General features: G+C 71.1%; 20 protein-coding genes and 2 pseudogenes. 11 read left to right on the forward strand and 11 right to left on the reverse strand.

Going from position 1 to position 26198, the window contains the following annotated elements:
• Positions 1–123 precede the first annotated feature (123 nt).
• Positions 124–2400 (reverse strand): MMPL family transporter, encoded by a 2277-nt coding sequence (locus tag AC0B61_RS31900; RefSeq protein ID WP_471745147.1) that lies wholly within the window; start codon positions 2398–2400, stop codon positions 124–126.
• Positions 2401–2484: 84 nt separating this feature from the next.
• On the reverse strand, positions 2485–3189 hold the full coding sequence (locus tag AC0B61_RS31905; RefSeq protein WP_471745149.1) for an LmeA family phospholipid-binding protein: 705 nt from the start codon (positions 3187–3189) through the stop codon (positions 2485–2487).
• A gap of 77 nt (positions 3190–3266) precedes the next feature.
• Between AC0B61_RS31905 and AC0B61_RS31910 the strand changes: the two genes are divergently transcribed.
• On the forward strand, positions 3267–3899 hold the full coding sequence (locus AC0B61_RS31910) for a TetR family transcriptional regulator (protein WP_471745151.1): 633 nt from the start codon (positions 3267–3269) through the stop codon (positions 3897–3899).
• Between the two features lie 31 nt (positions 3900–3930).
• Here AC0B61_RS31910 and AC0B61_RS31915 read toward each other — a convergent pair whose 3' ends face one another.
• Positions 3931–4704 carry a hypothetical protein gene (locus tag AC0B61_RS31915; RefSeq protein WP_471745153.1) on the reverse strand — a complete coding sequence of 258 codons (774 nt, stop codon included), beginning with the start codon at positions 4702–4704 and terminating at the stop codon, positions 3931–3933.
• A 359-nt stretch (positions 4705–5063) separates the two neighbouring features.
• Positions 5064–6074: a LacI family DNA-binding transcriptional regulator gene (locus tag AC0B61_RS31920; protein WP_471745155.1), complete on the reverse strand. Its 1011-nt coding sequence runs from the start codon at positions 6072–6074 to the stop codon at positions 5064–5066.
• A gap of 261 nt (positions 6075–6335) precedes the next feature.
• Between AC0B61_RS31920 and AC0B61_RS31925 the strand changes: the two genes are divergently transcribed.
• Positions 6336–6710: a VIT1/CCC1 transporter family protein gene (locus AC0B61_RS31925; protein ID WP_471745157.1), complete on the forward strand. Its 375-nt coding sequence runs from the start codon at positions 6336–6338 to the stop codon at positions 6708–6710.
• Positions 6711–7048: 338 nt separating this feature from the next.
• Here the strand turns inward: AC0B61_RS31925 and AC0B61_RS31930 are convergent, their stop codons facing one another.
• Positions 7049–8248, reverse strand: coding sequence for a PP2C family protein-serine/threonine phosphatase (locus AC0B61_RS31930; protein WP_471745159.1), 1200 nt, complete (start codon positions 8246–8248; stop codon positions 7049–7051).
• 1106 nt (positions 8249–9354) lie between these two features.
• Here AC0B61_RS31930 and trhA point away from each other — a divergent pair.
• The 3 genes and pseudogenes from trhA (at position 9355) to AC0B61_RS31945 (ending at position 11387) form a co-directional block, all read left to right on the forward strand.
• Positions 9355–10146, forward strand: coding sequence for a PAQR family membrane homeostasis protein TrhA (gene trhA / locus AC0B61_RS31935; protein WP_471745161.1), 792 nt, complete (start codon positions 9355–9357; stop codon positions 10144–10146).
• Between the two features lie 763 nt (positions 10147–10909).
• Positions 10910–11014 (forward strand): annotated as a pseudogene (locus AC0B61_RS31940) (DUF5994 family protein); the annotation flags it as partial.
• 94 nt (positions 11015–11108) lie between these two features.
• The gene (locus AC0B61_RS31945) at positions 11109–11387 is read left to right on the forward strand and encodes a DUF5994 family protein (protein WP_471745163.1); all 279 of its coding nucleotides are present in this window, start codon (positions 11109–11111) and stop codon (positions 11385–11387) included.
• A gap of 6 nt (positions 11388–11393) precedes the next feature.
• Here the strand turns inward: AC0B61_RS31945 and AC0B61_RS31950 are convergent, their stop codons facing one another.
• Positions 11394–11795, reverse strand: a complete 402-nt coding sequence (locus AC0B61_RS31950; RefSeq protein ID WP_471745165.1) for a hypothetical protein — start codon at positions 11793–11795, stop codon at positions 11394–11396.
• Between the two features lie 26 nt (positions 11796–11821).
• Here AC0B61_RS31950 and AC0B61_RS31955 point away from each other — a divergent pair, with 26 nt between their 5' ends.
• On the forward strand, positions 11822–12160 hold the full coding sequence (locus AC0B61_RS31955) for a hypothetical protein (RefSeq protein WP_471745167.1): 339 nt from the start codon (positions 11822–11824) through the stop codon (positions 12158–12160).
• A 1790-nt stretch (positions 12161–13950) separates the two neighbouring features.
• Here the strand turns inward: AC0B61_RS31955 and AC0B61_RS31960 are convergent.
• Positions 13951–15207, reverse strand: coding sequence for a sensor histidine kinase (locus AC0B61_RS31960; protein WP_471745169.1), 1257 nt, complete (start codon positions 15205–15207; stop codon positions 13951–13953).
• Positions 15207–15890, reverse strand: coding sequence for a response regulator transcription factor (locus tag AC0B61_RS31965; protein WP_471745171.1), 684 nt, complete (start codon positions 15888–15890; stop codon positions 15207–15209). The genes AC0B61_RS31960 and AC0B61_RS31965 overlap by 1 nt, the downstream gene beginning before the upstream one ends.
• A gap of 261 nt (positions 15891–16151) precedes the next feature.
• Between AC0B61_RS31965 and AC0B61_RS31970 the strand changes: the two genes are divergently transcribed.
• Both AC0B61_RS31970 and AC0B61_RS31975 read left to right on the forward strand, forming a co-directional pair.
• Positions 16152–17846, forward strand: coding sequence for an alpha/beta hydrolase (locus AC0B61_RS31970; RefSeq protein WP_471745173.1), 1695 nt, complete (start codon positions 16152–16154; stop codon positions 17844–17846).
• A 67-nt stretch (positions 17847–17913) separates the two neighbouring features.
• Positions 17914–19593, forward strand: a complete 1680-nt coding sequence (locus AC0B61_RS31975) for a serine/threonine-protein kinase (RefSeq protein ID WP_471745175.1) — start codon at positions 17914–17916, stop codon at positions 19591–19593.
• A gap of 897 nt (positions 19594–20490) precedes the next feature.
• Here AC0B61_RS31975 and AC0B61_RS31980 read toward each other — a convergent pair.
• Positions 20491–21096: a hypothetical protein gene (locus AC0B61_RS31980; RefSeq protein ID WP_471745177.1), complete on the reverse strand. Its 606-nt coding sequence runs from the start codon at positions 21094–21096 to the stop codon at positions 20491–20493.
• 246 nt (positions 21097–21342) lie between these two features.
• On the opposite strand from AC0B61_RS31980, the gene AC0B61_RS31985 reads away from it, so the two are divergent.
• Positions 21343–22275: a phosphorothioated DNA-binding restriction endonuclease gene (locus AC0B61_RS31985; protein ID WP_471745179.1), complete on the forward strand. Its 933-nt coding sequence runs from the start codon at positions 21343–21345 to the stop codon at positions 22273–22275.
• Between the two features lie 122 nt (positions 22276–22397).
• Here AC0B61_RS31985 and AC0B61_RS31990 read toward each other — a convergent pair.
• Positions 22398–22615 (reverse strand): annotated as a pseudogene (locus tag AC0B61_RS31990) (DNA/RNA helicase domain-containing protein); the annotation flags it as partial.
• A 15-nt stretch (positions 22616–22630) separates the two neighbouring features.
• Here AC0B61_RS31990 and AC0B61_RS31995 point away from each other — a divergent pair.
• Entirely contained in the window at positions 22631–22855 is a 225-nt protein-coding gene (locus AC0B61_RS31995) for a hypothetical protein (protein WP_471745229.1), read from the forward strand.
• 73 nt (positions 22856–22928) lie between these two features.
• Positions 22929–23588 (forward strand): hypothetical protein, encoded by a 660-nt coding sequence (locus AC0B61_RS32000; protein ID WP_471745180.1) that lies wholly within the window; start codon positions 22929–22931, stop codon positions 23586–23588.
• Here AC0B61_RS32000 and AC0B61_RS32005 read toward each other — a convergent pair.
• Positions 23534–26053 (reverse strand): AAA family ATPase, encoded by a 2520-nt coding sequence (locus AC0B61_RS32005; protein WP_471745182.1) that lies wholly within the window; start codon positions 26051–26053, stop codon positions 23534–23536. The genes AC0B61_RS32000 and AC0B61_RS32005 overlap by 55 nt on opposite strands.
• Positions 26054–26198: the final 145 nt, after the last annotated feature.

The raw sequence follows: 26198 nt of genomic DNA on the forward strand, positions 1-26198 counted from the left end.
TGGCGGGCGTGACCTGCCGTCGCTGCAGCGCCGGTAACGCCACCTCTTGTCGGCGCCTCTCGGGCACCGCATCCTCGGGCCCGGCGGCCGACCAGGCCGCCGGGCCACTCCCGCGGCGAACTGCTACCGGGCGGGTCGTTGCGGGACGCCGCCCGCCCCGGTCGACACGTCGGCGGGGAGTGCTTGCGCGTCGGGCTGGGCCCTGCCGCTCTGCGCCGTCGTGGCAGTCCGGGTGAGCCGTTCGCCCTCGATGTCGAGGTCGGGCAGGAGCCGGTCGAGCCACTTCGGCAGCCACCAGGCGGCCCGTCCGACCAGGGTGAGGATGGCCGGGACCAGGGTCATGCGGACCACGAACGCGTCGATGAGCACGCCCAGGGCGAGAGCGAAGGCGATCGCCTTGAGCATCGAGCTGGCGCCGGGCACGAAGCTCGCGAAGACCGCGAACATGATCAGCGCGGCGGCGGTCACCACACGGGAGGCGTGCCGGGAGCCGGACAGGATCGCCTCGCGGGGCCGCGCGCCGTGGACGTACGCCTCACGCATCCGGCTCACCATGAACACCTCGTAGTCCATCGCGAGGCCGAACAGCACGGCCATCACCAGGATGGGCAGGATGCTGACCACCGGCCCGGTCTGCTCCACGCCCAAGGCGCCTGCCAGCCAGCCCCATTGGAAGACGGCGACGACCGCGCCGAAGGTGGCCGCCACCGACAGCAGGAAGCCCAGGCTCGCCTTGAGCGGGACGACCAGCGAGCGGAAGACCAGCAGCAGCAACAGGAGCGACAGGCCGACGACGACCAGCGCGAAGGGCACGAGCGAGCCGGCGAGCCGGTCGGAGACATCGATGCCGACAGCTGTGGCGCCGGTCACGGAGACGGCGGCGCCGGTCTGCTGCTGCCAGTCGGGAGCCTGGTTGCGGATGCGCTGGACGAGGTCTTTGGTCTTCTCGTCGTCGGGCCCGGTCTTGGGAACCACCTGGAGGACGGCCGCCCTCCCGTCACGGGTGGGTTGCGGCTTGCCGACCGAGGCGACACCGGAGGTGCTCTTGAGCTTGTCCGTCAGCGCGGCCGTGGCCTGCTGGGGGTCGGTCGCGCCGGAAGTGTCGGCGAGGATCATCAGCGGGCCGTTGAAGCCGGGCCCGAAGGCGTCCGAGACGATGTCGTACGTCTGTCGCTGACCGCTGCCGGCGGGAGCGGATCCGTTGTCGGGCAGGGCGAGTTGCATGTCGCGCGCGGGTGCGGCGAGGACGAGCAGGCCGACCAGGACGGTGACCACGGTGATCAGGGGCCGGCGGATCGCGATGCGGCCCCACCGTTCGCCGAAGGAGCGCCTGCCGCCGTGGCCGCCGTCGTGGGCCGCCCGCTCGCGGCGGGCGGTACGTGAGCCGGGCTTCGGGCGCAGCCGCTCGCCTGCGAAGCCCATCAGTGCCGGGAGCAGGGTGACTGCGAGGGCGACCGCGATCAGAACGGCGGCGGCTCCGGCGATTCCCATGACGGTCAGGAACGGGATGCGGACGACGCTCAGTCCGGCGAGCGCGATGACGACGGTCAGCCCGGCGAAGACGACCGCGCTGCCGGCGGTCGCGGTGGCAGTGGCCGCCGACTCCTCCGGCTCCATGCCCATGGCGAGTTGGGAGCGGTGGCGGGAGAGGATGAACAGGGCGTAGTCGATGCCGACCGCGAGTCCGAGCATCGAGGCGAGTGCAGGGGCCGTGCTGGAGACGGTGAACACTCCGGTCAGGGCGTGCAGGCCGAGCAGGGTGGCGGCCACGCCGGTCACGGCGGTCAGCAGGGGCATGCCTGCCGCGAAGAGGGAGCCGAAGGTGATGGTCAGCACGCAGAGGGCCACCGCCAGGCCCATCAGTTCCTTCGAGTGCCCGCCGCCGGAGCCGGCGCCGCTGCCGTACGCCGATCCGCCCACCTCCACGGTGAGGCCGGCGTCCTTCGCCGCCTGCGTGGTCTCCTCCAGTGCGGTCAGGCTCGCCTTCGCCAGGTCGGCGCGAGCGACCTCGTAGCGCACCTGCCCGAGCGCGGTCGTGCGGTCGGGCGAGATCGTCTTGCTCTGGATGGGATCGGTGGCCCCGGCGACCTGGGCTGCCGCGTCCGCCTTCGCCATGGTGGCGGTGACGACGGCGGCGTACCGCGGCTCGGTTATCTCGTGGCCGGCCGGCGCGACGAACACGATCTGCGCGCTGGTTCCGGCCGCGGAGGGCAACGACGCCCGCAGGGTGTCCATGGCCTGCTGTGACTCCGAGCCGGGTACCCGGAACTCGTCGTCCGTCTCGGCGCCGAAGGCGACCAGGCAGGCGATCAGGGCGGCCAGGACGGCCAGCCACGCGGCCAGTACCGCACGTCGGCGACGATAGGCGCCGCGGCCGATCCGGTAGAGCAGGGAAGCCATAGGTGGTGCTCCTTGAAGAGGGTGCGCAGGCGGGCAGCACATCGGTGCTCGAGATCGGAAACGGGTACCGCGACGCCCGCCGGGTCAGGTGTCCACGGTGGTGGGGCCGCCGCGCAGGGACAGGCTCAGTCCGTCCTCCGTGACGGCGAGCCGTTGCGGGCTCAACTCCAGCGGGAGGTCGTCCAGTTCGACGGTGCGCCGGACCTTCTCGGTGATCTTCTTTGACATGGCCTCGGGCAGCGGGCTGCCGTTGAACGTGGGCTGGGCGGGGGTGATCCGGATCGTGGTGCCGTCCATGGAAGGGGTCAGCGCAATGGTGATCGCGCCCCCGGGGCCGGCCCGGACGATCAGCCGTCCGCTCGTCGGATCAGCCGTGATCGTCCCGTTCAGCTGCTGAAGCCGCTCGCCGGCGAGCGATTCTGCGCGGATCTCGACGTCCACGGTGCTCGACCGCACGGTGACGGCGCCCGCTACTCGGCGCACATCGTGCAGATGGGCGTCGATGTCGAGACCCTTCCTCTCCTTCACGGTGGCTCCGTCCGCCCTCAGCTCGACGTCGGGAAAGGCGCCCCGGGCAAGCTGCCACAGCGTCGGCGTGCTTCCGAGCGCGACGTCCGGCGGCTTCCCCAGCCGCTTCTCGGCCGCGCTCGCGAACCGGTCGGTAATCCGGTTCCGCGCCACCAACTCGGCCGCTCCCGCCACGCCTGTCAGGGCGAGGGCGGCGACCACGACGACCGCACCCCTTCGCCGCGGCATCGAACCACGCGGCGACCGGCGAAAAAGTGTCATGACTGACACGATACACAAAGTGTCATGGCTGACAGTTTTTGTGAACGCGACAGGACGACCCGTGGCAGGATGACGACGTGAACGAGGAGGACATGCCCGAGGAGGGACGGCGCGCTCGCAAGAAGGCCGCCACCCGCCAGGCCCTGCAGCAGGCGGCGGCTCGGAAGTTCGCGGAGCGCGGCTACCAGGAGACAACGGTCAGGGACATCGCCGCCGCGGCCGGCGTGACGGAGCGCACCTTCTTCCGGTACTTCCCCTCGAAGGAAGACCTGATCTTCGCCGAGGTCCTCGACCTGGTCCCGCTGATGCAGAAGGAGATCCCCCGCCGCCCCGCCGACGAGCCGCCGCTGCCCGCCGTCCTGAACGGGCTGCTGACCGCCGCCGCCGAACTGGACGGCGGACTCGCCATCCTCTTCGTCGGCGCCCCTCCCCGCTCGCTGTCGGGCAACGCGCTGCGCACGCATGTCCTGGCCGACTTCGAGGACGGCATCGCCGAGGCACTCGCCACTCGCTTCGCCCAGCAGGCCCCCGACGAGCCGCCGCACTCCCGCGCGCTGCGCGCCTCGGTCCTCGCCCGGGCGTCGGTCGCCGCCGTGCGCAGCGCCCTGATCGCCTACTCCTCTCCCGACGCCACGGACTCAGACCCCCACTCCGGTGATTTCACGGAACTGCTCACGGAGGCGTTCGACGTCCTGCGGGGCGCCGCGTAAGGCGCGCCGCGGTGAGCAGGCCCGGCGCCGGTCAGCCGTTCGGGTAAGCCTCGGCGATCAGCTTGGCGCGCAGGACCGACCACTGGGCCAGCACGTCGTTGACGAGGTAGAGGTCGCGGCGGCGGGTCCACGCCTGACCCGATTGCGGGTCGTAGGTGTGCGGCATGGCGAAGCCCCGAGGGGCGTATGCCTTCATGCCGCGGTCCCGGGTGGTCTGGACGCACCGCTTGTGGTGGTCGCGGAAGCCGATCACGCAGGCGGTGCCGGCCCCGCCTGCCGCCCTCTTCCTGGCCTCCGCGACCTGGGCCGCCACCCCGTCCGTACTCAGGTACGTGATCGTGCCGTCGGGTGCGGTCAGCGGTTCGACCGAGATCACGTCCGTCATCCCGTGCTTGGACACCAGGAAGCGGGCGATCTCCCACTGGGCGTAGACCGGGACTCGGCGCTGTTCCCGGACCTTCGCGACGGCGTCCGCCAGTTCCTCGTTCACCGGTCCCGGCTCGTAGCGGACCTTGGCCGGGTCGCCGCCGCCGGCCGGGGGGCGGTTGCCGAAGCCGTACGCCAGGATGAAGTCGCAGTCGGCCACCGGCGCCGTCTCCGGGTGCCAGTCGAAACCCACGTCGAGGAGCAGGGGCGTCAGCGCCTGCGCCGAGTCCCGGTCCCCGAGTTCCGCGGCCAGGACGGCGCGCATGTGCTGCGCAAGACCGGTCGCGGACCGGTCGGCCGCGTTCGCCGGGGCCGCGCCCAGCAGCGCGGGAGTCGCCATGCCGGCGGCCAGAGCGGCGGCGAAGTCGCGTCGGTTCATGGGGGGTGGTCCTCTCCTGGAGCCAGTCGGAACGGAGATCGCTGTGCGGTGGGCACGGCCGGGGCCACGTCGTCCGAGCCCGGCCCGGGGCTGCACGGCGGCGGGAGGGGTGTAGTTCGGCCGTTGCCTCAAGCTGTGGATCTCATCGAAGACGATCTCCGTGCCGTGAATGCTTCGGCCCTCGGAAGACCGGGAGATGAACAGGACCTGGCGTGCTGCCGCTGATCGGCTGTCACAGCGGTGGTCGCCGGCGGCATCGGACGGACGCTTCCCTGACTCGGGGCACGCCTGATAGCCCTGCCACCAGACCTGCCTGACGGTCGGTCACTTGTGGCGGCCGGGCTGAGGGGGTGGGCGGATCAGGCGGACTCGCGGATCACCAGTTTTGGCCGGGCTGCGGTGGCGTCCACGCTCAACGGATCCCCTCGGAGGAGGGATTCGATCGCCGCGGCCACGGCGGCCGCCGCAGGAGAGAGGTCGAGATAGGTCGTGGTCAGGTGCGGGCGGAGCGCGGAGCCGAGGGGGAGGTTGTCGGAACCGATGACGGCGACGTCCTGGGGAACGCGTAGCCCGACGTCCTGGAGTGCCTGGATGAGGACCAGGGCGTACTCGTCGTTGTAGGCGTAGACGGCGTCGGGGCGCCGCTGCGGATCACGCCAGGAATCGACGGTGCGGGCGAGGCTGGCGGGGTCCAGCGTGCAGTCGACACGCTGGACCGCCACTCCTTCCCGGCCCGCGGCGGTGGTGACGGCGTCGAACCTGGCGCGTGCAAGCGCGCTGATGTCGCCACCGGGCACGAGGCAGGCCAGCCGTCGATGGCCCCGGTCCAGCAGGTAGCGGGTGGCGCGCTCGGCCACGTCGGCGCTGTTCATCACGATCGTGGGGGCATGGGGCTGGGGGTGCGGCCCGCAGAGCAGCACGGCGTCGACGCCGGACCGGCCGAGCAGTTCGGCGGCCTCCTGCGGGCACCGGTCCGCCTCGGTGAACACCGCCGCGGGTCGCAGCTCCGCCCAGGCGCGCGCACCGCTGAGTCCGCCCGCGGTGCGGTCGCCGTGGATGAGCAGACTCAGGCCCCGTTGCGCGAGTTCGCGGCCGAGCTCCTCCAGGAAGTGGTGGCGGGTGGGGGCGAGGGGAAGTTCGGGCATCGGGACCAGGACGATGTTGCTGCGACCGGAGCGCAGGGCGCGGGCGCTGCTGTGGGGTGCGTACCCGAGCTCGTGGACGGCGGCCATGACCCGGCGGCGGGTGTCCTCGTTGATCGGCCGGTCGCCGGGGTTGTTCAGCACGTAGGAGACCGTGGTCCGTGAGACGCCCGCGAGGCGCGCCACGTCGGTACTGGTCGGGTGGGCCTTGCGGGCTCCGGTGGACATCACCGCTCCTGATCGCTGTGCCGTGGGTGGCAGGGCTACGAGAATAGCGGGCCGACGGACACGTGTCACAGCGTTGCGCCGACGGATGTAGCAGGAGCGTGTCGCGGAAGTTACTGGGGGGTTGCGTTGGGGGGATTCCCGTGCCACGGTGTCTGCAGTCGCGATGTGACACGTGTGCACCTCAAGCATGATTCAGGTTTGTCGCCGTGCCGGTCTTCCCTCCTCCGCCCTCGGGGCGGGTTCCCTCGCTGAGACTCGGAGGTGTCCTCGACGGGCACGATCGATCCCGCCCCGCCGGCCGCCGCGGCTCTCCGGGCGGCCGGGCCGTATACGGCGAACGAGGAGGCCACCGAGCCCGCCCCGGTGAGCGGGCGGTTCATCGCCGCGCTCACGGGTGCGTTCTTCTGCAGCCTGGGCTTTCTTGCCGCGGCCGACATCCTGCTGCTGCCGGCGTCCTCCCGCGTGCCGGGCACCGCCGCCGCGGTCCTCGGGGTTCTCTGGGCCACCGGGGCCATCAGCGCGCGGCTGGGCGGGGCGCCCCCGGGGAGGGCGATCCTGCGCAACGTCCTCGGCGGAGCGCTGGCCATGGCCGTCACCTACGCGGTGGGTATCGCCCTCGCCGCTGCCGGTATCTGAACCCGTCCCGTCCCCCGGCCTCGGATCCGGGAAGGCCGGCGGGGCAAGCGGTCACCCGAGACGGGAGTAGGTCGCGGCGGAATCCGCGCTCACCCGCAGTCCACGGGCTCCATGGGTGCAGCCGCATGTTTTCGGCCGGATGGGAGCCACTCGGGAAGAGCTTGGGAGCCACGTCCTCGGCGGGCGGTGGAGCAGGTGGAGGAGATCTCCGCGTCGCGCCGGGCCGGTGAACCTGGCGCGGTTGCCGGTGAACAGACAGTCCACGCTGGCCCGGTACGGGCAACTGAGCAAGGCGCAGACCATCGAGCGGCCGCCCGAGCCGGCGGGGCGCGGGGCAGCTAGCAGCTGGCTCCGGCGGAGGTGTGGCGGCTGTCGTGGCGGGGGCCGTGCCAGTCGAGGCACAGCACGGTGGCGTCGTCGTCCAGGTGGCCGCTGCCCGCGTCGGTGACCGCCGCTGACAGGACGCGCACGACCTCGCGGGGATGCTCGGAGGCGGTGTCGCGGATCAGGCCGGCCAGGTCGACGGACTCGGCTTGTCGTTCCTGCATGCCGTCGGTGTACAGCAGGAGGCGGTCGCCGGGGCGCAGGTCGAGGTTCTGCACGTGGTAGGGAGCGCCTCGAGGGACGCCGAAGAGCACGTCGGCGTCCAGGCGCACCTCGCTCACCGCGCCACCGCGTAGCAGCAGCGGCCGGGGATGCCCGGCGTTGACGAGCTGGGCGCCAGTTCCGTCCAGGGCGATGCGCAGGAGCTGGCCGGTGGCGAGGGCGTGGTGGCCGTGGTCGAGGAGGGCCTGATGGATCCGGCGGGCCTGTTCGGCCAGGTCGGCGCCTTCGCGGCGGGCGCCACGCGAGGCGTTGACCAGCAGGGTGGCCATGAGGGCGGCTTCGACGTCGTGGCCCATGGCGTCGGTGATGGACAGGTGCAGGGTGTTGTGGTCGAGGGAGTAGTCGTAGGTGTCCCCGGCGGCGGAGTCGGCGGGTACCAGGGTCGCGGCGAGCGCGAACTGTTCGGCTTCACAGGAGGGAGCGTCGGGCAGGAGCTGGCGCTGGATCTCGGCGGCCAGGGTGAGCGGGGTGGTGCGCTGGCCCCAGCGGTAGAGGTCGGTGAAGCGGCGGTCGGTGACGATGATGTACGCCAGCGCGTGCGCGGCCTCGCGGACCTCCTCCAGCATCTCCTGACTGACGTGCGGCAGGGACAACTCCAGGACGCCGATGGTGTCGCCGCGGTTGGTCACCGGGACGAGCACCCGCTCTCCGTGCCCGGTGCCGGGAGCCCGCACTGGTTTCTGGGTACGGAGCACCCGCTCGTAGACGCTGCCGGTCAGCTCGATCTGATCGGTGTGGTGGCCGGCCTGCGAGGTGATTCCCTCGTCAACCCGCACCATCCGCCGGCCGACGGTGTCGACGAACAGGAACGACACCGCCCGCGCGTCGAAACGGTCGCGTAGATTGCGCGCCACCACGGGGAGAGACGCCGCCGGCATCGCGTCCTCCGCAGCGGCGAGCATCTTGGCCAGCCCGAACGGGCCACCCGACATCATTGCCTCCCAAGCGTCCCATGGGTATGCCCCCAACTTGATCGCGGGCACTGCCCGCACCCGATCTCACACCGGTTCCACCGTGCGCGGCGGCTAGGCACGCCCAGTCCCTCGCATAAATGACCAGGTGCGAGAGCTGTGCGGACACCCGGAGCCGCTTCCGAATCCGCAGGCCGCCTTTCGCGGAACTCCACTCGAAACCGGCGTGTGGTGCGAGACAGTCCTGTACGGACCGTGCGGGCGGATCTGGCACCCGATCAAGCAGCAAACGCGGTAGAACGAAACGACTGTCCAAGGGCGTCCCCGTTCCCGACATCGCGAAGAAGCTGACGATCAAGACGGGCAAGAACGCGGGATACCGCCCCTCGGTCGCCTCGTTGTACCGGCGCCGAGGCCGACGAAACCGCCACGTCCAACGACGCGCGGCTCACCGGCCTTCGCCGACCGGTCCGCGCCCGCGTCACCGGGCCCGGGAGCGGCACCGACCGGGAGCTGAGGGAACGGCTCACCGCACAACTCCTCGACGGCCACACCGCGCTGGACGACCTGGGCCCGCCAGGCTCAGGACGGCACCGACGGCGTGGTGGCCCACTGCTCGCGCAGGCCCAGGACGGAGACGCCCAGTGATCCCCATCCGTCTCACCGCTGGAAGGGCCCCGGCGTCGGTGCCACCGGCCCCGGAGAGGCACGGTCCACCTCGTGGAGCTCCCACCACGAGAGAACGGGGCGCCCGCTGCTCCCGGCCCTCAACCACGCGCAGAAGCTTCCGGGTGCTCGCCCCGGTGGACCAGCTGACAGTCGCTGGGGAGCCGCTCCTGTCGGTCCTCCTCAGCGACGGCCGCAGCGAGTCACTGCAACTCCACCGCGCCGTCGCGGAAAGGCTCGAACGAGCCCTCCCCGGCGACGATCCCGCCCTTGCAGACCACCTCGAAGCCGCCATCGCTGAACTCCACCACCTGTGGCGGCATCGCCGAGAATCGGGCTGGGCTGCCCCACTGGCCGGCGTCGGCGATCGTCGACGCCCTGGTCGTCGTCTGGACTGACCGTTGTCCAGATGATGTGCGGGCGTCGGCCGCATTCTCTTCCGCCTTTCCTAAAATGAGCGCATGATCGCCGAAGACACCCAGCCGCCGGGACACGGAGGAACGTCCCGGCCCAGCCCCGGCACCACGTCCGGCACCCTCCACACCCCTGCTATTGATCCGCCCGCCGGTACAACCGGCCGGCAGACAGTCGCCGACCCGGCCAGCGGCGCGCAGTGCGCGGCGGTAGCGCTGAAACCGAGGATGCGGGGTTGGCTGCACGCCGGCATCTTTCCCCTCTCGCTGGTCGGCGGCATCGTCCTGATCGCCCTTGCGCGCCCGGCTGCGGCGGTGGGGGCCTGCTCGGTGTTCGCGCTGTCGGCCTGGCTGCTGTTCGGTACCAGCGCCGTCTACCACCGGGGAACATGGGGCCGGCGCGGGGAGGCGGTCCTGCGGCGGCTCGACCACGCGAACATCTTCCTGATCATCGCCGGCACCTACACCCCGCTGGCGGTGCTGCTGCTGCCCGCGCGGCGCCAGACGGTGCTGCTGACCGTGGTGTGGGCGGGCGCCCTGGCCGGCATCGCCTTCCGCACACTGTGGATGGGGGCTCCCCGGTGGCTGTACACCCCGTGCTACATCGCCCTGGGCTGGGCAGCCGTCCTCTACCTGCCCGACTTCGCGCGCACCGGCGGCATCGCGGTCGTCGTCCTCGTCATCGCCGGCGGTCTGCTCTACACCGCGGGCGGCGTCGTCTACGGACTCAAGCGCCCCGACCCGTCACCGTCCTGGTTCGGCTTCCACGAGGTCTTCCACGCCCTCACCATCGCCGCCTTCAGCGCGCACTACACCGCCGTCTTCCTGGCCGCCACATGACTGGTCGTCGAGCGCACGCGGACACGGGTGCACCGGGCGGCTGCGGGCCCCGGCTTGTGACCCGTGCGGGCTCTCGACAGCCAGCGCACACAGCCACGCAGCCGCACGTCGGCCGACGCGGACGGACGTCACAAGAGGTCAGGCAGAGGCACCCGGTCCGATGCGGCGGGCAGCAGCCCCGGCCGAGAAAGGGCCGTCCCCGCATCGCTGCGGGGACGGCCCTTCCGGCCCGCGTAAATGTAACGCCGACCGGGGCAACAGGATCTGAATCTGCGCCCCCCTGTCCCCCATCACCCTATGATCTTCCCGCCGAAAAGGGCGGACATTTTTGCGATCACGAGTCGCAGAGTCAGGGATCCTGCCTCACTGATCTGCATATTCGCCTCCTCGCGATCGTCCTGCCGGTTACTTCTCCCGGCACTTTCCAGGATACTCCGCACTGCGAGAATTCGACCCCGCCATGCATGTGAATCAATATAAAAATTCCAACGCGTGACGCTCGACCAGAAAAGTCAGTCCGAGAGATGCCTTGCGTCGGCCGCACCCCACGGCGACAAGATCCGTCCTGGCTGAGGTGTCGCAGGGTGAGGGCCGGTGCCATGCTGGGACAGGGGAAATGCCGGTGAGGTGCGCCGAGCTACGTGGAGGCAAGGCGGGAAACCACGGAGACGAAGGTCGACCGACGGCGACCCACGGACCGCCCCCTGCGCGCCCCGGCGGCAGCACCAGGCCGTCCACAACGAGCCAAGGGCAGGTATTCGACATGACCGCGACCTCGGATCCCACTGCTGCCCAGCCGCCGGGGCCGGAACCGCCGGTCCGACTCTCACTGACACCCGAGGGCGCCACCCCAGGGCGGCTGGACGGAGCCTGGTGGCCTCGCTCGCACGACCTCCTGCGCGAACTCCCCCCCGCTGGCGGCGGCACTGGACCCCACGTGGGGGAAGATCACCCGTGTCACCGTGAATCCGACGCACAGGCCGGTCATCCCGCGGCGCGTCCCGGTCGCAGGCCACATCATCCACGTCGGGTGGTTCGAACAGGAGCAGGACGCGGACGAGGTGATGGTGTGCTCCTTCACCCCTTTGCGCCTGGAGCTCCTGGTGATTCCCCCCGAGGCTGAGGCCTCCGCCGCCGAGTGGCTGATGACAGCGGCGTCCGACCCGGCCAACACGCACACCGGCACCGACCTCCTGACAGCCGCGGGTGTGCCGACCGCAGACCTACGGACCGACGGGTGACAACGGTCAGCAGCGGACGACACCATGCCGTTCGCCGCCGGCCCCGACACTGACCGGAGCCGTCCCGCACGGAGGGACGTCCGGGCGCAGGTAACGGTGATGCGGCGAGCCGCAGTGCGACGTCGAGGAGTGGCACTTCAAGATCGACGACATCACCATGGCCCGCGCCAATATCGCCGCCACCCGCGCCGTCCTGCCCCACGCCCCCCCGAAGGTATCGACTGGCCGGCCGTACGACTCGCCCTCGCCGCGACCACCCGACGACTCGCCGACGGCCAGGGTCTCGCCGTCATCTTCGAAGAGGGCTGGACGCCCATCCTCACCTCCGTCCACCGCGAGATCGACCTCTGGCAGCAAGCCGACGAGACGCTCGGCCCCGAAGCCGTCCTGCGCATGCTCAGCCTCCACGGCTCCCGCACCGAGTCCATCGGCGAATGGTGGAGATCCGGCTGGTACGAGACCGCCGCCCGCGCGCCGTCGCCCGCGCGGCGAGCAACGGCAGCCTCCCCGCCGCAGTGTCCGCGGTCTTCCCCGACACCGAGCACCTGGCCGACACCGCGGCCGGCCACCCCGACCTCTTCGACGACGACACCTTCGCCTGGATCACCGAAGCCGTCTTCGAGGAGGGATCCCTCCTGCGCGAAGCCCGGCTGCCGGTCCCGCCGGCGATGACCTTCCCGGACTGGGCAGCTCACGACCTCCTCGACATGCTCCGCCCGGACTCCGACGAGCACGAGGCCCCAGCTGCCGACGCCACGCTCGGGCGTCCCTGACCGGAGGCACGGCCAAAGACGCCCCACCCCGCCCCAGCCGCTTCCCCTTCTCCCGATCGGGTGATCCTGGGACCAAGCGTCGCTGCTTGGTCGGGCGTGGCGGCAGAGCGTGAGGGGCAGTGCGCGAGGCACGTCAGAACCACACGGCGACGACACACTCAAGACGACACACCGCCCGGAAGATCACTGTCCGCAACCGGTGGGTAAGCGACCATGATCCGCCCGCAGGCGCCGGTCCCGTGGGCCGGCTGACGGCATCGACGCAGGGGCAGTCGGGCAGGCGCGATGTCGCTTGCTGAAGGGCCGACAGGTACCGGTCACGGGCCGTAGCAATGGCGGGGCGGTCGGCCTTGGGACCACTTTGGGACCACACCTGATGAGCGCCCATGGGCGCCGATGGTTCGAAACGGACACTTCTGTACGAAGTAAACACTGAGCCACTGTCAGCTCTCTGCATCATCGCATCCTTCGGAAAGCCCCAACCTGCTTGTACGCAAAGTTAGTTGAGCATAAGAAAGGGCCGGGGCTTTGAGGCTTCGGCTGCCGACAATAGTTGAACCCCTTAACTGGGGGTCAAGGGGGCGCAGGTTCAAATCCTGTCGCCCCGACTTGCTTAACTTCAGGCCGCAGGCCGTTGCCGCTTCTGGCGGGAGCGGCCTTTTTGACGTTCCGTCGGCTGGTGGTGGTCGCACATGGCTGCGTTCAGTTCCTGGATGGCGTTGGCCGGGAGTCAACCGTCAGCGCGCATAGTGAGCTTGACCCCAGTCGGATCTTTCTGGCCTCGGTCGGCGTGGTCGCGGTGTGTTCGCAGCCAACGGGTCCATCGCCGATGCGCTGCGTCTTTGTCGGCCTGGGTGGTGCGGTGGCCGTAGATGCTCGCGGTGGTGGACAGGGTGGCATGCCGCAGGGTCTTGGAGACGGCGGTGAGGGGTACGCCGGCGGTGGGTGTGGGCGAGGGCGGACACGGCCGCCTGGTCGGCGAGACCGACATGCCGGTCGCCACCCCGGTCGCCTTCAGCCCCGGCGGCATGGCCTGCGGCGCCCGCCCCGGTTGTGCGAACTCCCGTCAACGACGGCAGCTTGGGCGTCGGTGCGGGTGCGTCAGCCCGGTCCGAGTCGGTCACGGCGCAGTCCCCTGGTCGTGGACGGCCCGCATCTGCCGACCGGGCGGCGTGCCGCAGCCGATCGCCCTACCGGCTGGTGAGGCGGCAACGGGCCGTCCGGCCGTGGGTCAGGGCGGGCGCGGACTCGCAGGTGCAGGCCATGATGGCCACTGACGACCGCGACCAGGCACTGTGCCGGCACGAGGGCCCTGTGGACGTCCGCGTCGAGGGCATCGTCGCGCCACGGGACGTGAGAGCCGGTACGCCCCAACGGCTTGTCGCGCACCCCCGTGGGACTCTCGGGGCCTGCGGATCGGGCTGCGGGCGCGTGGTAGCGCTCCGTAGAGATGGCATGTACGCTGCGTGTCGCTGGTTGGACAGTATGCGGGCCCGGTTGCTGCTCCGTGGGGGGAGTCGCGTCCAGGCCCGGCCGTCGGCCAGGGGTCCGGTTGTGCTCGTGGGGGAGTCTCAACCGGACCCGCCAGCGGCGGTATCGACGGTATGCCCGGACGGACAGGGCTCCAGTCGTGACAACTGTCCAACAGGGCAGCGGTTCCAGTCGCGTTCGTCCATTGGCCGCCTCGTGCGGCAGGCTGCCGCTGGGGCTCGGCTTTCCGAGCGGCACGGCGCACCCATGTCGATGAGGCGGCGCACCGATCGTGGGCGCGCGCATCGCCGGGGGTTGGCCTACTTCGTCCGGGGTGGGAGGCGGAGGATGAAGCGTGCGCCGCCGCGCGGGTTGGTGCCGACGTCGAGGGTGCCGCTGTGGGCCTGGGCGACCCAGGAGGAGATGGATAGCCCGAGGCCGGTGGAGCCGGAGCCGCTGTGGAAGCGCCGGAAGAGGGAGTCGGCGAGAGCCGGGGGGATGCCGGGTCCGGCGTCGTCGATGGTCACCGTTCCGTCGGCGGCCACGGTGACGTCGACTTCTGCGGGCTGGCCCGGGGCATGGCCGTGGAGGAGCGCGTTGCCGAGCAGGTTGGCCACCGCCCGCCGCAGCAGGTCGGGGTCGGCGACCACGACGACCGGTTTGGTGTGGACGCTCACGCGGTGCCCGCCGGTTTGGATGTCGTCGACGACCACCTCGACGAGCTGGTCCAGGCGTAGCGGCTGGCTGGCCAGGGTGCCGACACCGGCCATCAGCCGGGCGCGGGTGAGCAGGCCGTCGATCAGGTCGCCCATCCGGGAGGCAAGGCGCACGGTCCGTTCGAGCGCGGCGGTGCGGTGCTCGTCGTCGCGCAGCGCGGTCTCCGCGAGGCCGCGCAGCGATGCGGTGGGTGTGCGCAGGTCGTGGGCGGCGTCGGCGAGGAACTCCTCCTGTTGTTGCAGCGCTGTCAGCGCCGGCCGGATCGCCCGCCCGGAGAGCAGGTGCCCGGCCACGGCGGACAGGGCGACCAGGACCGCACAGCCGGCCACCAGGAGCAGAGCCAGTTTGCGGTGCGCGGCTCGGTCGCCGGTGGTGTCGTCGGCTGCGACCACCGCGCCGGCCGTCGACTGGCCATCGGCTCCCGGGTAGGGCTCGGCGAGTAGCCGGATCCGGTGGCCGTTGTCGCTGCGTGCGTCGGCCACGACGGCCGATCCTTCCCGCATTGCTTCCGCGGCCGCCGCTTCCAGGTCCTCGGTGTGGGCTCGGACGCATGGCTTGCGCGGGGTGTAGGAGACGGTGGGCTGGTCGGCCGTGCCGGTCACCACGGTCACCGGCGGGCAGTCGGTCTCCGTCCCGTCCTGCAGGTACTGCGTGTCGAGCCGGCCGTTGTCGTCGAAGCTCAGGAGCAGGGTCGCCTGGCGGGTCTGCAGGGTGAGTGCGTCGTCGAGCCGGTCGCTCCAGGATTTGTCGTCGGTGCGGATGGCGAACGCCGCCAGGCCGATCAGTCCGATCGCGCTGGTGAGAGCGAACAGTGCGGTGAGTCGCCAGCGCAGCCGCCGGATCCGGGCCGCGGCCGTCATCATCGTCCGCCGTCGCCGCTGCCGGGTGGTGCCAGCCGGTAGCCCACGCCGCGGACCGTGTGGATCAGCGGCGGGTCGCCGAGCTTGCGGCGCAGCTGGGAGACCAGTACCTCGACGACGTTGGAGTTCGGCTCGGTCATCTCGTCCCAGCATTTCTCGATCAGGTCGGCGCGGGGTACGGCCTCGTCCGCGCGGGCCGCGAGCAGTTCCAGTACGGCGAACTCCTTGCGGGTCAGCATCAGTAGCACGCCGTCCCGGTGCACCTGGCGGCGGGCGGTGTCGATCTCCAGGTCGGCGATGTGCTGCACCGGGGGCCGGACGGTGCCCGCCCGTCGGCACAGGCTGTGCACCCGGGCCGCCAGCTCGGGCACCGCGAACGGCTTGACCAGGTAGTCGTCGCCGCCGACGGCGAACCCCTCGACCCGGTCGGCGACCGTGTCCCGGGCGGTGAGGAACAGCACCGGGACGGTCCGCCCGGCTCGGCGCAGCTCGCGCACGTACTCGACGGCGTCCCCGGAGGGCAGCATCCGGTCGAAGACCACGCAGTCGTACCCGGTGACGAACAGCGCCTCGTCGGCGGCCGGCAGATCGGCCACCTCGTCGACGGCCAGCCCCTCGCTGCGCAGTGCCGCGGACACGGCGAACCGCAGGTCATCGTCGTCTTCGGCCACCAGTACTCGCACGGCGGTCAGGATAGCCCGACGTGCGGCCCGGGCCGCCCTCACCAAATCCTCAGCTTGGCTCGGCCATCATCTGTGAGGTCACAGCGGAGCGAACCGGCAGGAGCCGAGCAGCGCGGCCGTTCGCCCGGGAGATACGTGGGCGGACCGGTACGCGGCGCCGTGAGACACCCCCGGGCGCGATCCCCCACGCGCCCGGGGACCGCCACCGGCCCGGCGGCTGGAGCCCCCGGCCCAGCCGCCCCGGCCGCCGAGGTGGTACCGGTGCCGCTGACCACCGCGGGCGCCGCGCGCAACAACCCTGCCGAGTCCCTCTGGAGCACCCCCATGAAGCACCCGACGAGCAAGCGTGCCGGCCTGATCCTGGCCCTGGCCGCACTCGGCGTCACGGCACTTGCCGGATGCCTCCCGGCGTACGGGGACACGGCTGCGGAGCGCGCCGACACGGCGCCGACCGATTCCGCGCAGCAGAGCGCTCTGCAGACCTTCTACCGGCAGAAGCCGACCTGGACCACGTGCGGCGAGCTGCAGTGCGCCACGTTGACCGTCCCGGTGGACTACGCGCACCCGGAGACCGGCCAGACCTTCACCCTGCCGCTGGCCAGGTCCGTCACGGCGGACCCCGCCCAGCGCATCGGATCCCTGGTCTTCAACCCCGGCGGACCGGGCGAATCCGGGGTCGAACAGCTGAAGTCCGGCGGCCTCTCCTCCTTCAGCGAACGGGCGCGCGCCCGCTTCGACATCGTCAGCTTCGACCCGCGGGGCGTGGCCGGCAGCAAGCCGGCCATCGACTGCGGCCCCTCCGACCCCGCCGACCAGGACCAGCCCGAATCCGATGTCGCCTCGACGAGTGCGTATCCGAAGACCGGTGCCGAACGCAGCGCCGCGCTCGCGGACGCCGAGAAGCAGGTCGCCGCCTGCAAGGCCCGCAGCGGAGCCATCCTGCCGCACGTCGGGACGCTGGACGCCGCACGGGACATGGACGTGCTGCGCGCGGCCCTCGGCGACGAGAAGCTCAGCTACCTCGGCTGGTCCTACGGCACCTACCTCGGCACCGTCTACGGCGAACTCTTCCCGCACCGGGTCCGCGCACTGGTCCTCGACGGCGCGGTCGACCCCTCACTCGACTGGTCCGAGCAGGCCATCCAGCAGAGCAAGGCCTTCCGGAACTCGGTGGACGACTACGCACAGCAGTGCGCCACCGTGGTCCACGACGCCTGCCCCGCCACCACCCCGGACGGCATCCACAAGGTGATCACCGACCTGCACCGACGGACGGCCAAGCACCCGCTGCGGATCAAGGGCACCACCGAGCGGCTCGACCAGAACATGCTGCTCGCCGCCCTCACCAAGTCGATGTACTCACCCGAGTCCCAGTGGCAGGACCTGTCCGAGGCGCTGCGCGCCGCGCGGGGCGGCGACGGGACGAAACTCGCCGAGATCGCCAGCCCCGGTATATCCGGCAAATCCGCCACGCACGTCCGGTCCGCCCAGGGTGACAGCTCCGACACCGGATCCGACCCGAACACCGCCCCGGAGCAGGCCCCCGACAACTCCTCCGTCGCCATCACCGCTGTCAACTGCCTCGACCAGCCACACCCGAGGGACCCGCAGTCCTACTGGGACCTGCTGGAGCGCGCCAACCAGGAGGCCGGAGTCTTCGGCACCTCCGCCGTGCTCGCCGAACTCACCTGCAAGGACTGGCCCGCAGGACACCAGCAGCCGCACCGCGTGAACGCCAAGGGCCTGCCCCCGGCCCTGGTCGTCGGCACCACCGGCGACCCGGCCACGCCCTACCAGTGGTCGCAGGGCCTCGCCGCCCAACTGCCCGGCGGTATGCTGCTCACCTTCAAGGGGACCGGCCACACCGCCTACGGCCGCAGCAACGCCTGCGTCAACGACGCCGTGGACGCCTACCTCAGCGACCTCAAGCCGGTCCCGAGCGGCACGGCCTGCTGAACTGCCGGCACTCCCGTCGCGCCACCCTCGCCCCCGCTCACGGCTCGCACCACTGGAGACCTTCCACATGCCCATCGACATGTCCCTGGACTCCTTGCCCGCGTCAACGCTTTACCAGCCCCTGCGGCCCGACGATCCGGCCGAAGTAGGCGGCTACCGGTTGCACGCCCGGCTCGGGGCAGGCGGCATGGGGCGGGTCTACCTGTCCTACACCCCCGGTGGCCGGCCCGTGGCCCTCAAGACGGTCCGGCCGGAGTTCGCGCAGGACACGGAGTTCCGGGGGCGCTTCGCCCAGGAGGTCACCAACGCCCGGCGGATCCATGGGCTGTACACCGCCCAGGTGATCGACTCCGGCGCGGACGACGACGTGCCGTGGCTGGCCACCGCGTACGTTCCGGGCCCGTCGCTGCAACAGGTGGTCCGGGAACACGGCGCGCTACCGGTGCGCACGGTCCTGCTGCTGATGGGCGGGATCGCGGAGGCGCTGCAGGCGATCCACGGCGCCGGAGTCGTGCACCGGGATCTCAAGCCCGCCAACGTGCTGCTCGCGGCCGACGGTCCGCGCGTGATCGACTTCGGCATCGCCCGCGCGGCCGACGCCGTCGCGCTGACCGGCACCGGTTTCCGGATCGGTTCGCCCGCCTTCATGGCGCCCGAGCAGGCCCTGGGCAGGCCTGTCACGCCCGCGACGGACGTCTTCGCGCTGGGTTCTCTGGCGGCGTACACCGCCGGCGGCACCCAGCCGTTCGGCGAGGGACCGGAGACCACGGTGCTGTACCGGGTGGTGAACGAGCAGCCGGATCTCGGCCGTGTCCCGGGCGACCTGCACGCGCTGCTGCTGCGCTGCCTGGCCAAGCAGCCCGAGGACCGGCCGACCCCCGCAGAGATCATCGAGGCCGCCCGCAACCACCCCGCTGCGGGCGGCGGGCTGCGCTTCGCCGACGACTGGCTGCCCACTCAGGTCAGCACCGACATCACCCGCCGCTCCGACCTGCCGCAGGACTTGGCCGCCGCGTTCTCCCCCGACGTCGTCGCCGCCCAGGCCCCGCCCGGCTCCTACGGCGCTGCGCAGCCCCTGCCCGAGGTGCCGACCGCTCTGCTTCCGCCCCCACTGCCGACCGTCGCCGCTCCCGCGATACCCGCGGTGGGCAAGCCGTGCCGCAAGGGCGCGACCTGGAAGACGGTACTGCTGCTGTCGGCGTTGGTGGTGGCTCTCGGTGGCACGGTCGGCGGCGTGCTCCTGGCCCACAAGCTCGACCGGATCCTCGCAGCCACGGGATTGGCCGGCGACAGCCCGACGGCCGGTGACACCGGCCCGGACACGCCGGCACCGGCGGCCGACGGCCCGAGGCCGACCGACCCGGCGAGCCCGGCCACGTACACCGCGGCGTACACCGATGCAATCCTGACCGCACCCGACGACTCCTACGACTTCGACATCGAGACCGGCAAGTTGATCCCCGCGCAGTCCACCGAGTGGTCCGTAGGGCACAACGCCAACGAGTTCCTGATCCCGACGGGAAGCGACGCCGCCATCACCCCCAGCGGGCGGCCAACCCCGGCCGATTGCTCGACGGCCATCGACCGGCAGCCGGCGACGGCCCTCGACTTCAGTGACCTGCCGGCCGGCCGAGCCTTCTGCGTGCGATCGAGAAGCACTCACGCCATCGCGATCGTGCGGGTCGTCTCCGTGACCGGCAACGGCCCGGTGAAGGTCTCGATGGACCACTACCGCAGCGACAGCTGACCTCCGCTCCCAGCCGGCGGCCGTCGCTGGAGCATGAGCGCCGCGAACGCGGCGGGCGTGTGCAGTGAGGAGGCTCCCGTCCTGAGAGGACTCCGGTCATCGGTTGCTCGGCCGCCGAGGAGCCGGGCTTCATCCGGGCACGCGGCGGCGTATTCCGGGGTGATGTCCGCGCAGCTATCCGCCGGATCAGGGGTGCCGTCGGGTGCGGGAGCCGACGGCGGGAAGTCAGGGTCGGGGCCGGCGGTGAACCACTTGGCCTCGGTGGAGGGCACGAACGCGTTCGGATGAGGTGTCACGAGATGTCACGGCTCTCACGCGCCTCTCACGGACCGTCATGAGCTGACATCAGGCATCATGCGGGGTGGACGAGATGGGCCCCGACCTGCGTCATTCCGACTTATGAACACTGGTCGCACATCCTTTCGGCCGCTGGGGGTCAAGGGGTCGCAGGTTCAAATCCTGTCGTCCCGACATTGTGTCGGAAGGCCGTTGGCCGGGAGAGATCCCAGGTCAGCGGCCTTTTTGCTGATGGTCCGACAGGCGATGGGCGGCTGCGGCGCCGCCGTCTTGCGATCTTGCTGGGGACCAGCCGGGGACCGCAGTCGTCGGCCGAAGGGCTGCTGCAACCTGCGGCGGCGGCCCCGCGTTCGCGCCTACAGGGGGTCGTCGGTCTGCCAGCCCGGGGGACCTTGGGCGGCCCGATCAGGGCGTCGATGCTCAGGTGCTAGGCGAGCAGGGCCTTGAGCCTGCGGCCGGCGATAGGCGTGCGACAAGCGCAGCGCCCTCCGTGGTCAGTACAGCTAGGCGTGCTGAGGTGTACGGCCGAACGCTTCTCGCAGCAGATCGACTTCGGGTGAGTTCGAACCCGCGAGCGCTCGTCTGCCAGAGCCTCTCGCGTCAGCGCTGCCGCGGGATAGGCAGGGGCTCATGGCGGTGCCAGATCAGTGATCGATCTTCGCGGCGAAGCTCCGCAGATCCCCATTCCAGGCGGACCACGCCTTCAGCCAGTGAGCAGGCGTAGGCGACGAGAACAAGCTTGGTGTCCGGCGAGAGGCGTGCGAGATCGGCATGAGGCTCGTCGTCATCCGGCAGTTCGATGCCGAGATCCAGTTCTCCCTGACGTGGGTCGGGGCCGTGCCTGCGGATGAGGTCAGCGCGAAGCCCTGACGCGCTGCGGAGCCTGGCGGCAGTCACGGGCACGTCCTTCTTCGCGTACCGGTAGGGGTAGACGACATGTCCGGCGACCACGGCGACGGTCCGCGCCTGGAGACGCACCAGCTCAACGCCGGGGAGCTGAGAGAGGCCGACCGACAGTTCCTCGTACTGGGCAGCGTAGAGCCCGTGTCCGTACGCTTCGAGCGTCTGCGTGTGGACGCCTTCGTGGCCGCCTTGAGCGCGTTCGTGGGCCCGGACAAGGCATGCGGGCACGATTGCTGTGACCTCGGCGGCGAGGGAGCCGAAGACCGTACGTGCCCACGGACTGGCGGAGTGTGCGTCCGACATGAGAATCCCCCGATCGATCGTCCTATGACCAACTCAGGGTCTGACAGTCCGCTCATCGGCGCGGTGGATCAAGGGCGCACTGGGGGATCTCAGGGTGCACGGAGCAGGTAGTACTGCCTGGTGAGGCTGCGGATCTTCGGGGAGAACTTGGGACCACCCTGTGTACGACGGCGACGGCAAGCCGATCTTCTGCGTGGAGGATTGAGGCTGCGGCGGTGTCGGTGTCCCGGAATACGCTGTGCGGTCATGGACTGGCTGGAGCGGGTGGCGAAGCTGAGACGGTGGACGAACAACGATGTTCGGGCGCCGCACAAACCGCTGTTGCTGCTGTACGCGCTGGGCAGCTTCCAGCGCGATGCCGACGGTGAACTGAGGTACAGCGCCGTCGAGGAGGAGCTGAAGCGGCTGCTCGAGGAGTACGGGCCGTCCCATCCGACGACCCCTGCGTACCCGTTCCACCATCTGGTCAGTGACGGCGTGTGGGAGGTCAGGACCGACCAAGGGCCTGGGAGCCCTGGAAGCGGGGTGCGGGTCCTCCGTGCCAGCGGCGCGACCGGAAGGCTCGCGCCCGAGTTGCGGACGGCGCTGCGGAGGGAGCCGGCGCTGCTGGGGCGGCTGGCTCGGGTGCTCCTGGACTTCCACTTCCCGCCGTCACTGCACGCCGACCTGTGCGAAGCCGTCGGCCTCGACCTGGACCTGGTCGGGACCGAGGGCGTGACCGGAAGCGGCCCGGGCGGGCGGGAGCGAGCGGCGCGACGGCAGCGGGACCGGCGCATGCGTGAACTCGTCCTGACCGCCTATGAGTTCCAATGCGCCTTCTGCGGCTACGACGGCATGCTGGGCGCGAGCACGGTCGGCCTGGAGGCGGCGCACGTGCGCTGGTGGTCGTACGACGGGCCGGATGAGGTCGACAACGGCCTGTGCCTGTGCTCGCTGCACCACAAGCTGTTCGACAAGGGCGTCCTGGGCCTGGGGGAGGGGCGCCGGATACTCGTTTCGCAGCGCTTCGTCGGGCGTAGCGAGGCCAGCAGGCAGCATGTGCTCGCCTTGGCCGGACGGCCGGTCATCGGCCCACAGGCAGGGGTTCCTCCGGTCGCGGGCCGGCACCGGCAGTGGCACGCCGAACAGGTCTTCCGGGGTGGGGCTCGGGAGCCCCTGGTCCCGGCGTATACGGGCTGACGGCGGCGCACGGTCGCTGACTTATCAGCGACCGTGCGCCGTCCGACTCCATTTCGGGCGGTTCGTTCCCGACCGTGCAGACCGGACGACACCCGTGTGCCTCGCCTGGAGTCAGTGAGTTGTCATCGGCCGTGGCGGCTCTGCTCCACCGCGATCCGTCCTGCCTGCTGCCCGGTGACCAGCTCCCGCAGTTTGGCGCGCGTCTCCGGGTCCGTCGAGTACACCACCGTGCCGATCATTCCTCGCGTCAGAAGCACCTTGTAGGTGTGGCGGATCAGGCGGTCGATATCGGCGTCGGTGGTGGACCTGCGGAGACAGGGTCCTTGGACGCCGTCCGGTCGGGGTCGCCCTTCGGGTGGCCGAGGGGCGCAACGCGGCCAGCGACAACCCCATGATGCTGGGCCTGGCGGCGGAACAGGCCGTCCTTCCAGGGCTCCTGCTTCGGCTCGGCGACCGCGGCCAACTCGCTGTCCGCGACCCGACGATCTACGACGGCAGGCCGTTCAAGCAGGCCGGCACCACCGGTGAAGCGACCAGCTCCCAGGCCCTCGACCACTTCGACGCCTCTGGCAACCCGTAGTCCGGGGCTGGATCGGACGATTGAGAAGCGGAGGACGATGATGGGGTCGGGTCCACGGACCGCCAACGGGCGGATGCTGTACACCTTCACCCGACGGGATGATGAGGGCTACCGGCGCTGGTCCTCCGAGGCTCTGCAGGACACGAAGGAGCGCGAAACCGGGCAGGACTTCCTGGAGGAGGCTTTCCGCCGGATAGTGGAACGAAGGTTCGGACGGCCTGCGCGTCGCTGGCGGATCCTCAAGTCGGCCGCCAGGAAACGCCCGTGGAGCGTCAATCCCACCGGCAAGTCCGTCAAGTATGCGGCTTACAAGGCGAATTCCGTCATCCTTCGGGCCGCCGGCGAGGCGGGAGCCGCAGCGAAGCTCTCGCATAGGGAGATCGTCACGTATGAGCTCCACCTGTTCGAGGACATCGCCGACGACCTGAAGCTGTCGGACGCGGAGCTGATCGGCATCATTACCGAGGCCGAGCGGTTCGCAGCGCACCGGGCGGGATTCCCGTACCCGATGTGCCCCGGCGGCGCCGACAGGGCGGAGCCCGGGCGGGGAGCCGCCGAGCGTGGGATCTCCTCCGGGCCATGGGACGTCACGGAACTGACCGGGCCCCACCCGGGCCGGCTGGACCTCGGCGGCGTGGTGGAGGAGGGAGGCCTCGGCCAAGCCGCAGCGCTGGCGTACTATCCGGCAATACTTTGGACCTTCCATATGAATGAGGTGACATGGCGGATATAGAGACCGAGCAGCCGTCCGAGAAGCCCAGCGGCCTCCAAGCGATCTGGGCCAGTACCCTGGAGCCGACGGCCCCGCTGCCCTGGTACCGCAGGGTGCCCCGCAAGGCCTGGATCGCGGGTGCAGTGGTCGTCTCCCTGTTCACTGCGCTGACCGTGGCCACCGTGACCGGCGCGGGAGCCCCGCTCGCGCACCGGATCGTCCTGGCGGACCGGATCGGCGACCAGGAGCGGATGCCGGACGACGGGGTGGTCGCGGCCGAACGCGGCCGCCTCCAGAAGAACCTGACTGCGTTGAGCCCGTACCGGGACGTGTCGGTGGCGGGCTACGGGCTTGCCGGGTCGGGCCGGAGCACACTGCTGGTGGCCGGGATGACCGGGAGCTTCCCCGACGCCCGGGAGGAGTTGGACCGGCAGTTCGGTGCGGTCTGGGGGGCCGACGTGTCCAGCGAGACCGGTGAGACCCTGAAAGGCCGCCAGGACTACCCGGCAGGCCCGCTGGGCGGCGCGCTCGACTGTGCGGTCCTGGCCGGTCCGACCGCGTCCCGGACCATCTGCATCTGGGCGGACGGAACAACGGTCGGTGGCGTCATCGACGGGAAGGGCGACAGCCGCCCGGAGGATCTGGCCCAGCGCACCCTGGAGATCCGCGGGGCCGTCGAAGTCAAGGTCCAGGACTGACAGTGGTGGCTTCTCCGCAGGGTCTGACTCACGGACTGACCGACGCGCCGGATGTGAAGGTGGTCGAGCCGGTCCGGCTTGGGGATCGGTTCGGGGAGTGGCCGCGGCGGCGCGGCGTTGTGCAGGGCCCAGTGGGGCCGATGCTGGTTCTGGAAGGACTCGAACTCGGCGAGTGCGTGGAGTGGGTGGGCCTGGTTCTCGCAGCCACTCCCACGACTCCCTGCAGGCCCGTACCGGGGGATGACGAATAGTCAATAGATCGAGTGCCGGCGCGGTGACCTCGGAGCCGCGGCCGAACAGGTGCCCGCCCCCCGGGCCGTCAGTTCCTTCCGGCCCCTCCGTGACGCCCGGCCCCTCCGTGATGCCCGGCTCCTTCCCGTCGACCGCGGCCAGCACCGCCAGGACGCCGCTGAACATCGTGGCGAGATGGCGCTGACCGGTGTCGCGGGCGATCTCCAGACCCTCGACCGCCGTCGTGTACGCGTCCCGGTGCCGCCCCAGGAACAGCCGCAGCCGCGCCAGCCGCAGCAGCACCCGCGGCAGCACCCCGACGGCACCCTCCACCCGGCACTCCCGCTCCAGGGCCACGGCCTCGTCGTGCACCGCGCGGTACTCGCCGAGCAGCACGTCCCAGCCGTGCAGCCGCACCTGATCGGTCAGGCTGCGCCCATGCCGGGTCCGCAGGACGTACTGGGCGAACTCCCGTACCGCCGCCGCCCCGTCCACCAGATCACCCGCCAGCATGTCGAGAACCCCGGCCGCACCCCGGTGCACGGGATGCTCACCGAAGTCCAGACCGGCCACCCGCGCGCGGGTGTCCCGGGCCGCCGCGACCGGGTCCGGCGCCTCCCAGGCCATCGCGGCGGATTCGAACAGCAGCCACGCCCCCATGGCGGGACGGTCCGCCGTCACCTCGGAGGTCGCCTCGACGAGCAGCAGCCGTGCCGACTCCGCGCGGCCCTGCTCGTGTTCGAGCGCCGCCCGGACGCTGGCAAGCCGGGCGACCGCCGGCGGACTGCTCACCGGCCCCGCCTCGTCGGCGAGCATCCCCGCGAGTTCCGCCTGTCCTGCCTCGGCTGCGGCGGCGGCCGCGGCGGCCAGCCGCAGCGACCGGGCCTCCTGGTCCCCGGTCAGCCGTGCGGCCCGCCGATAGGCGGCGGCGACCGCCGCCCGGCCGCCCCGCGAGCGGAACAGCTCGGCGCTGCGCTCCAGTTCGGCGCCCGGCGCGCCGTCGAAGGCCGCCGCATCCTCGTGCGCTGCGACCACCATGGCCACCCGCCCCCTGCCGAGCCGGCGGGCCGCGAACAGCAGGGCGTCCACGGTCTCCAGGTCCAGCCAGTGCGCGTCGTCCACCAGGACCACGACCGGACGTTCCTCGGCGAGTTCGTCGAGCAGGCCCAGCGTCGCGGCCCCGACCAGGAAGCGGTCCCCGGCGGGCACGTCGTCCGGTGTGATCGCCCCGCGCAGCGCCGTCAACTGCCGCTCCGGCAGGCTGCTGACCAGGTCCAGGGTGCCCCGGAGGAGCACCTGCAGACCGGCGTACGGCAGCGAGGCCTCCGACTGGACACCCGTACACCGCAACAGCCGGGCTCCGGCTGCCGCCGCGGAGGCGCACCGGTCGAGCAGTGCCGTCTTGCCCGACCCCGCCTCACCGAGGAGCACCATGGCGCCGCCCCGGCTCTCCCGGGCTCCCCTCAAGAGCCCGTCGAGCACCTCCCGTTCGTGCTGCCGGCCGCTGAGACCGGCGGGCCCCCGATCGGCGCCGCTTGCCCGGACCGCGTCGGTCATGTGGTGCTGTCCCCTCCTTCAGTGAGCGTGGCTGACGATGTCATCGGTCCAACGGTGGTGCCCCCCCCTCCGGTCCATGGTGCGCTCAACAGCGCGGTGCGGATGCGCCGTTCCTGTTTTGTGATGAGCGGGCTGACCTCGCTGA

It is taken from the genome of Kitasatospora sp. NPDC023385 (assembly GCF_055664045.1).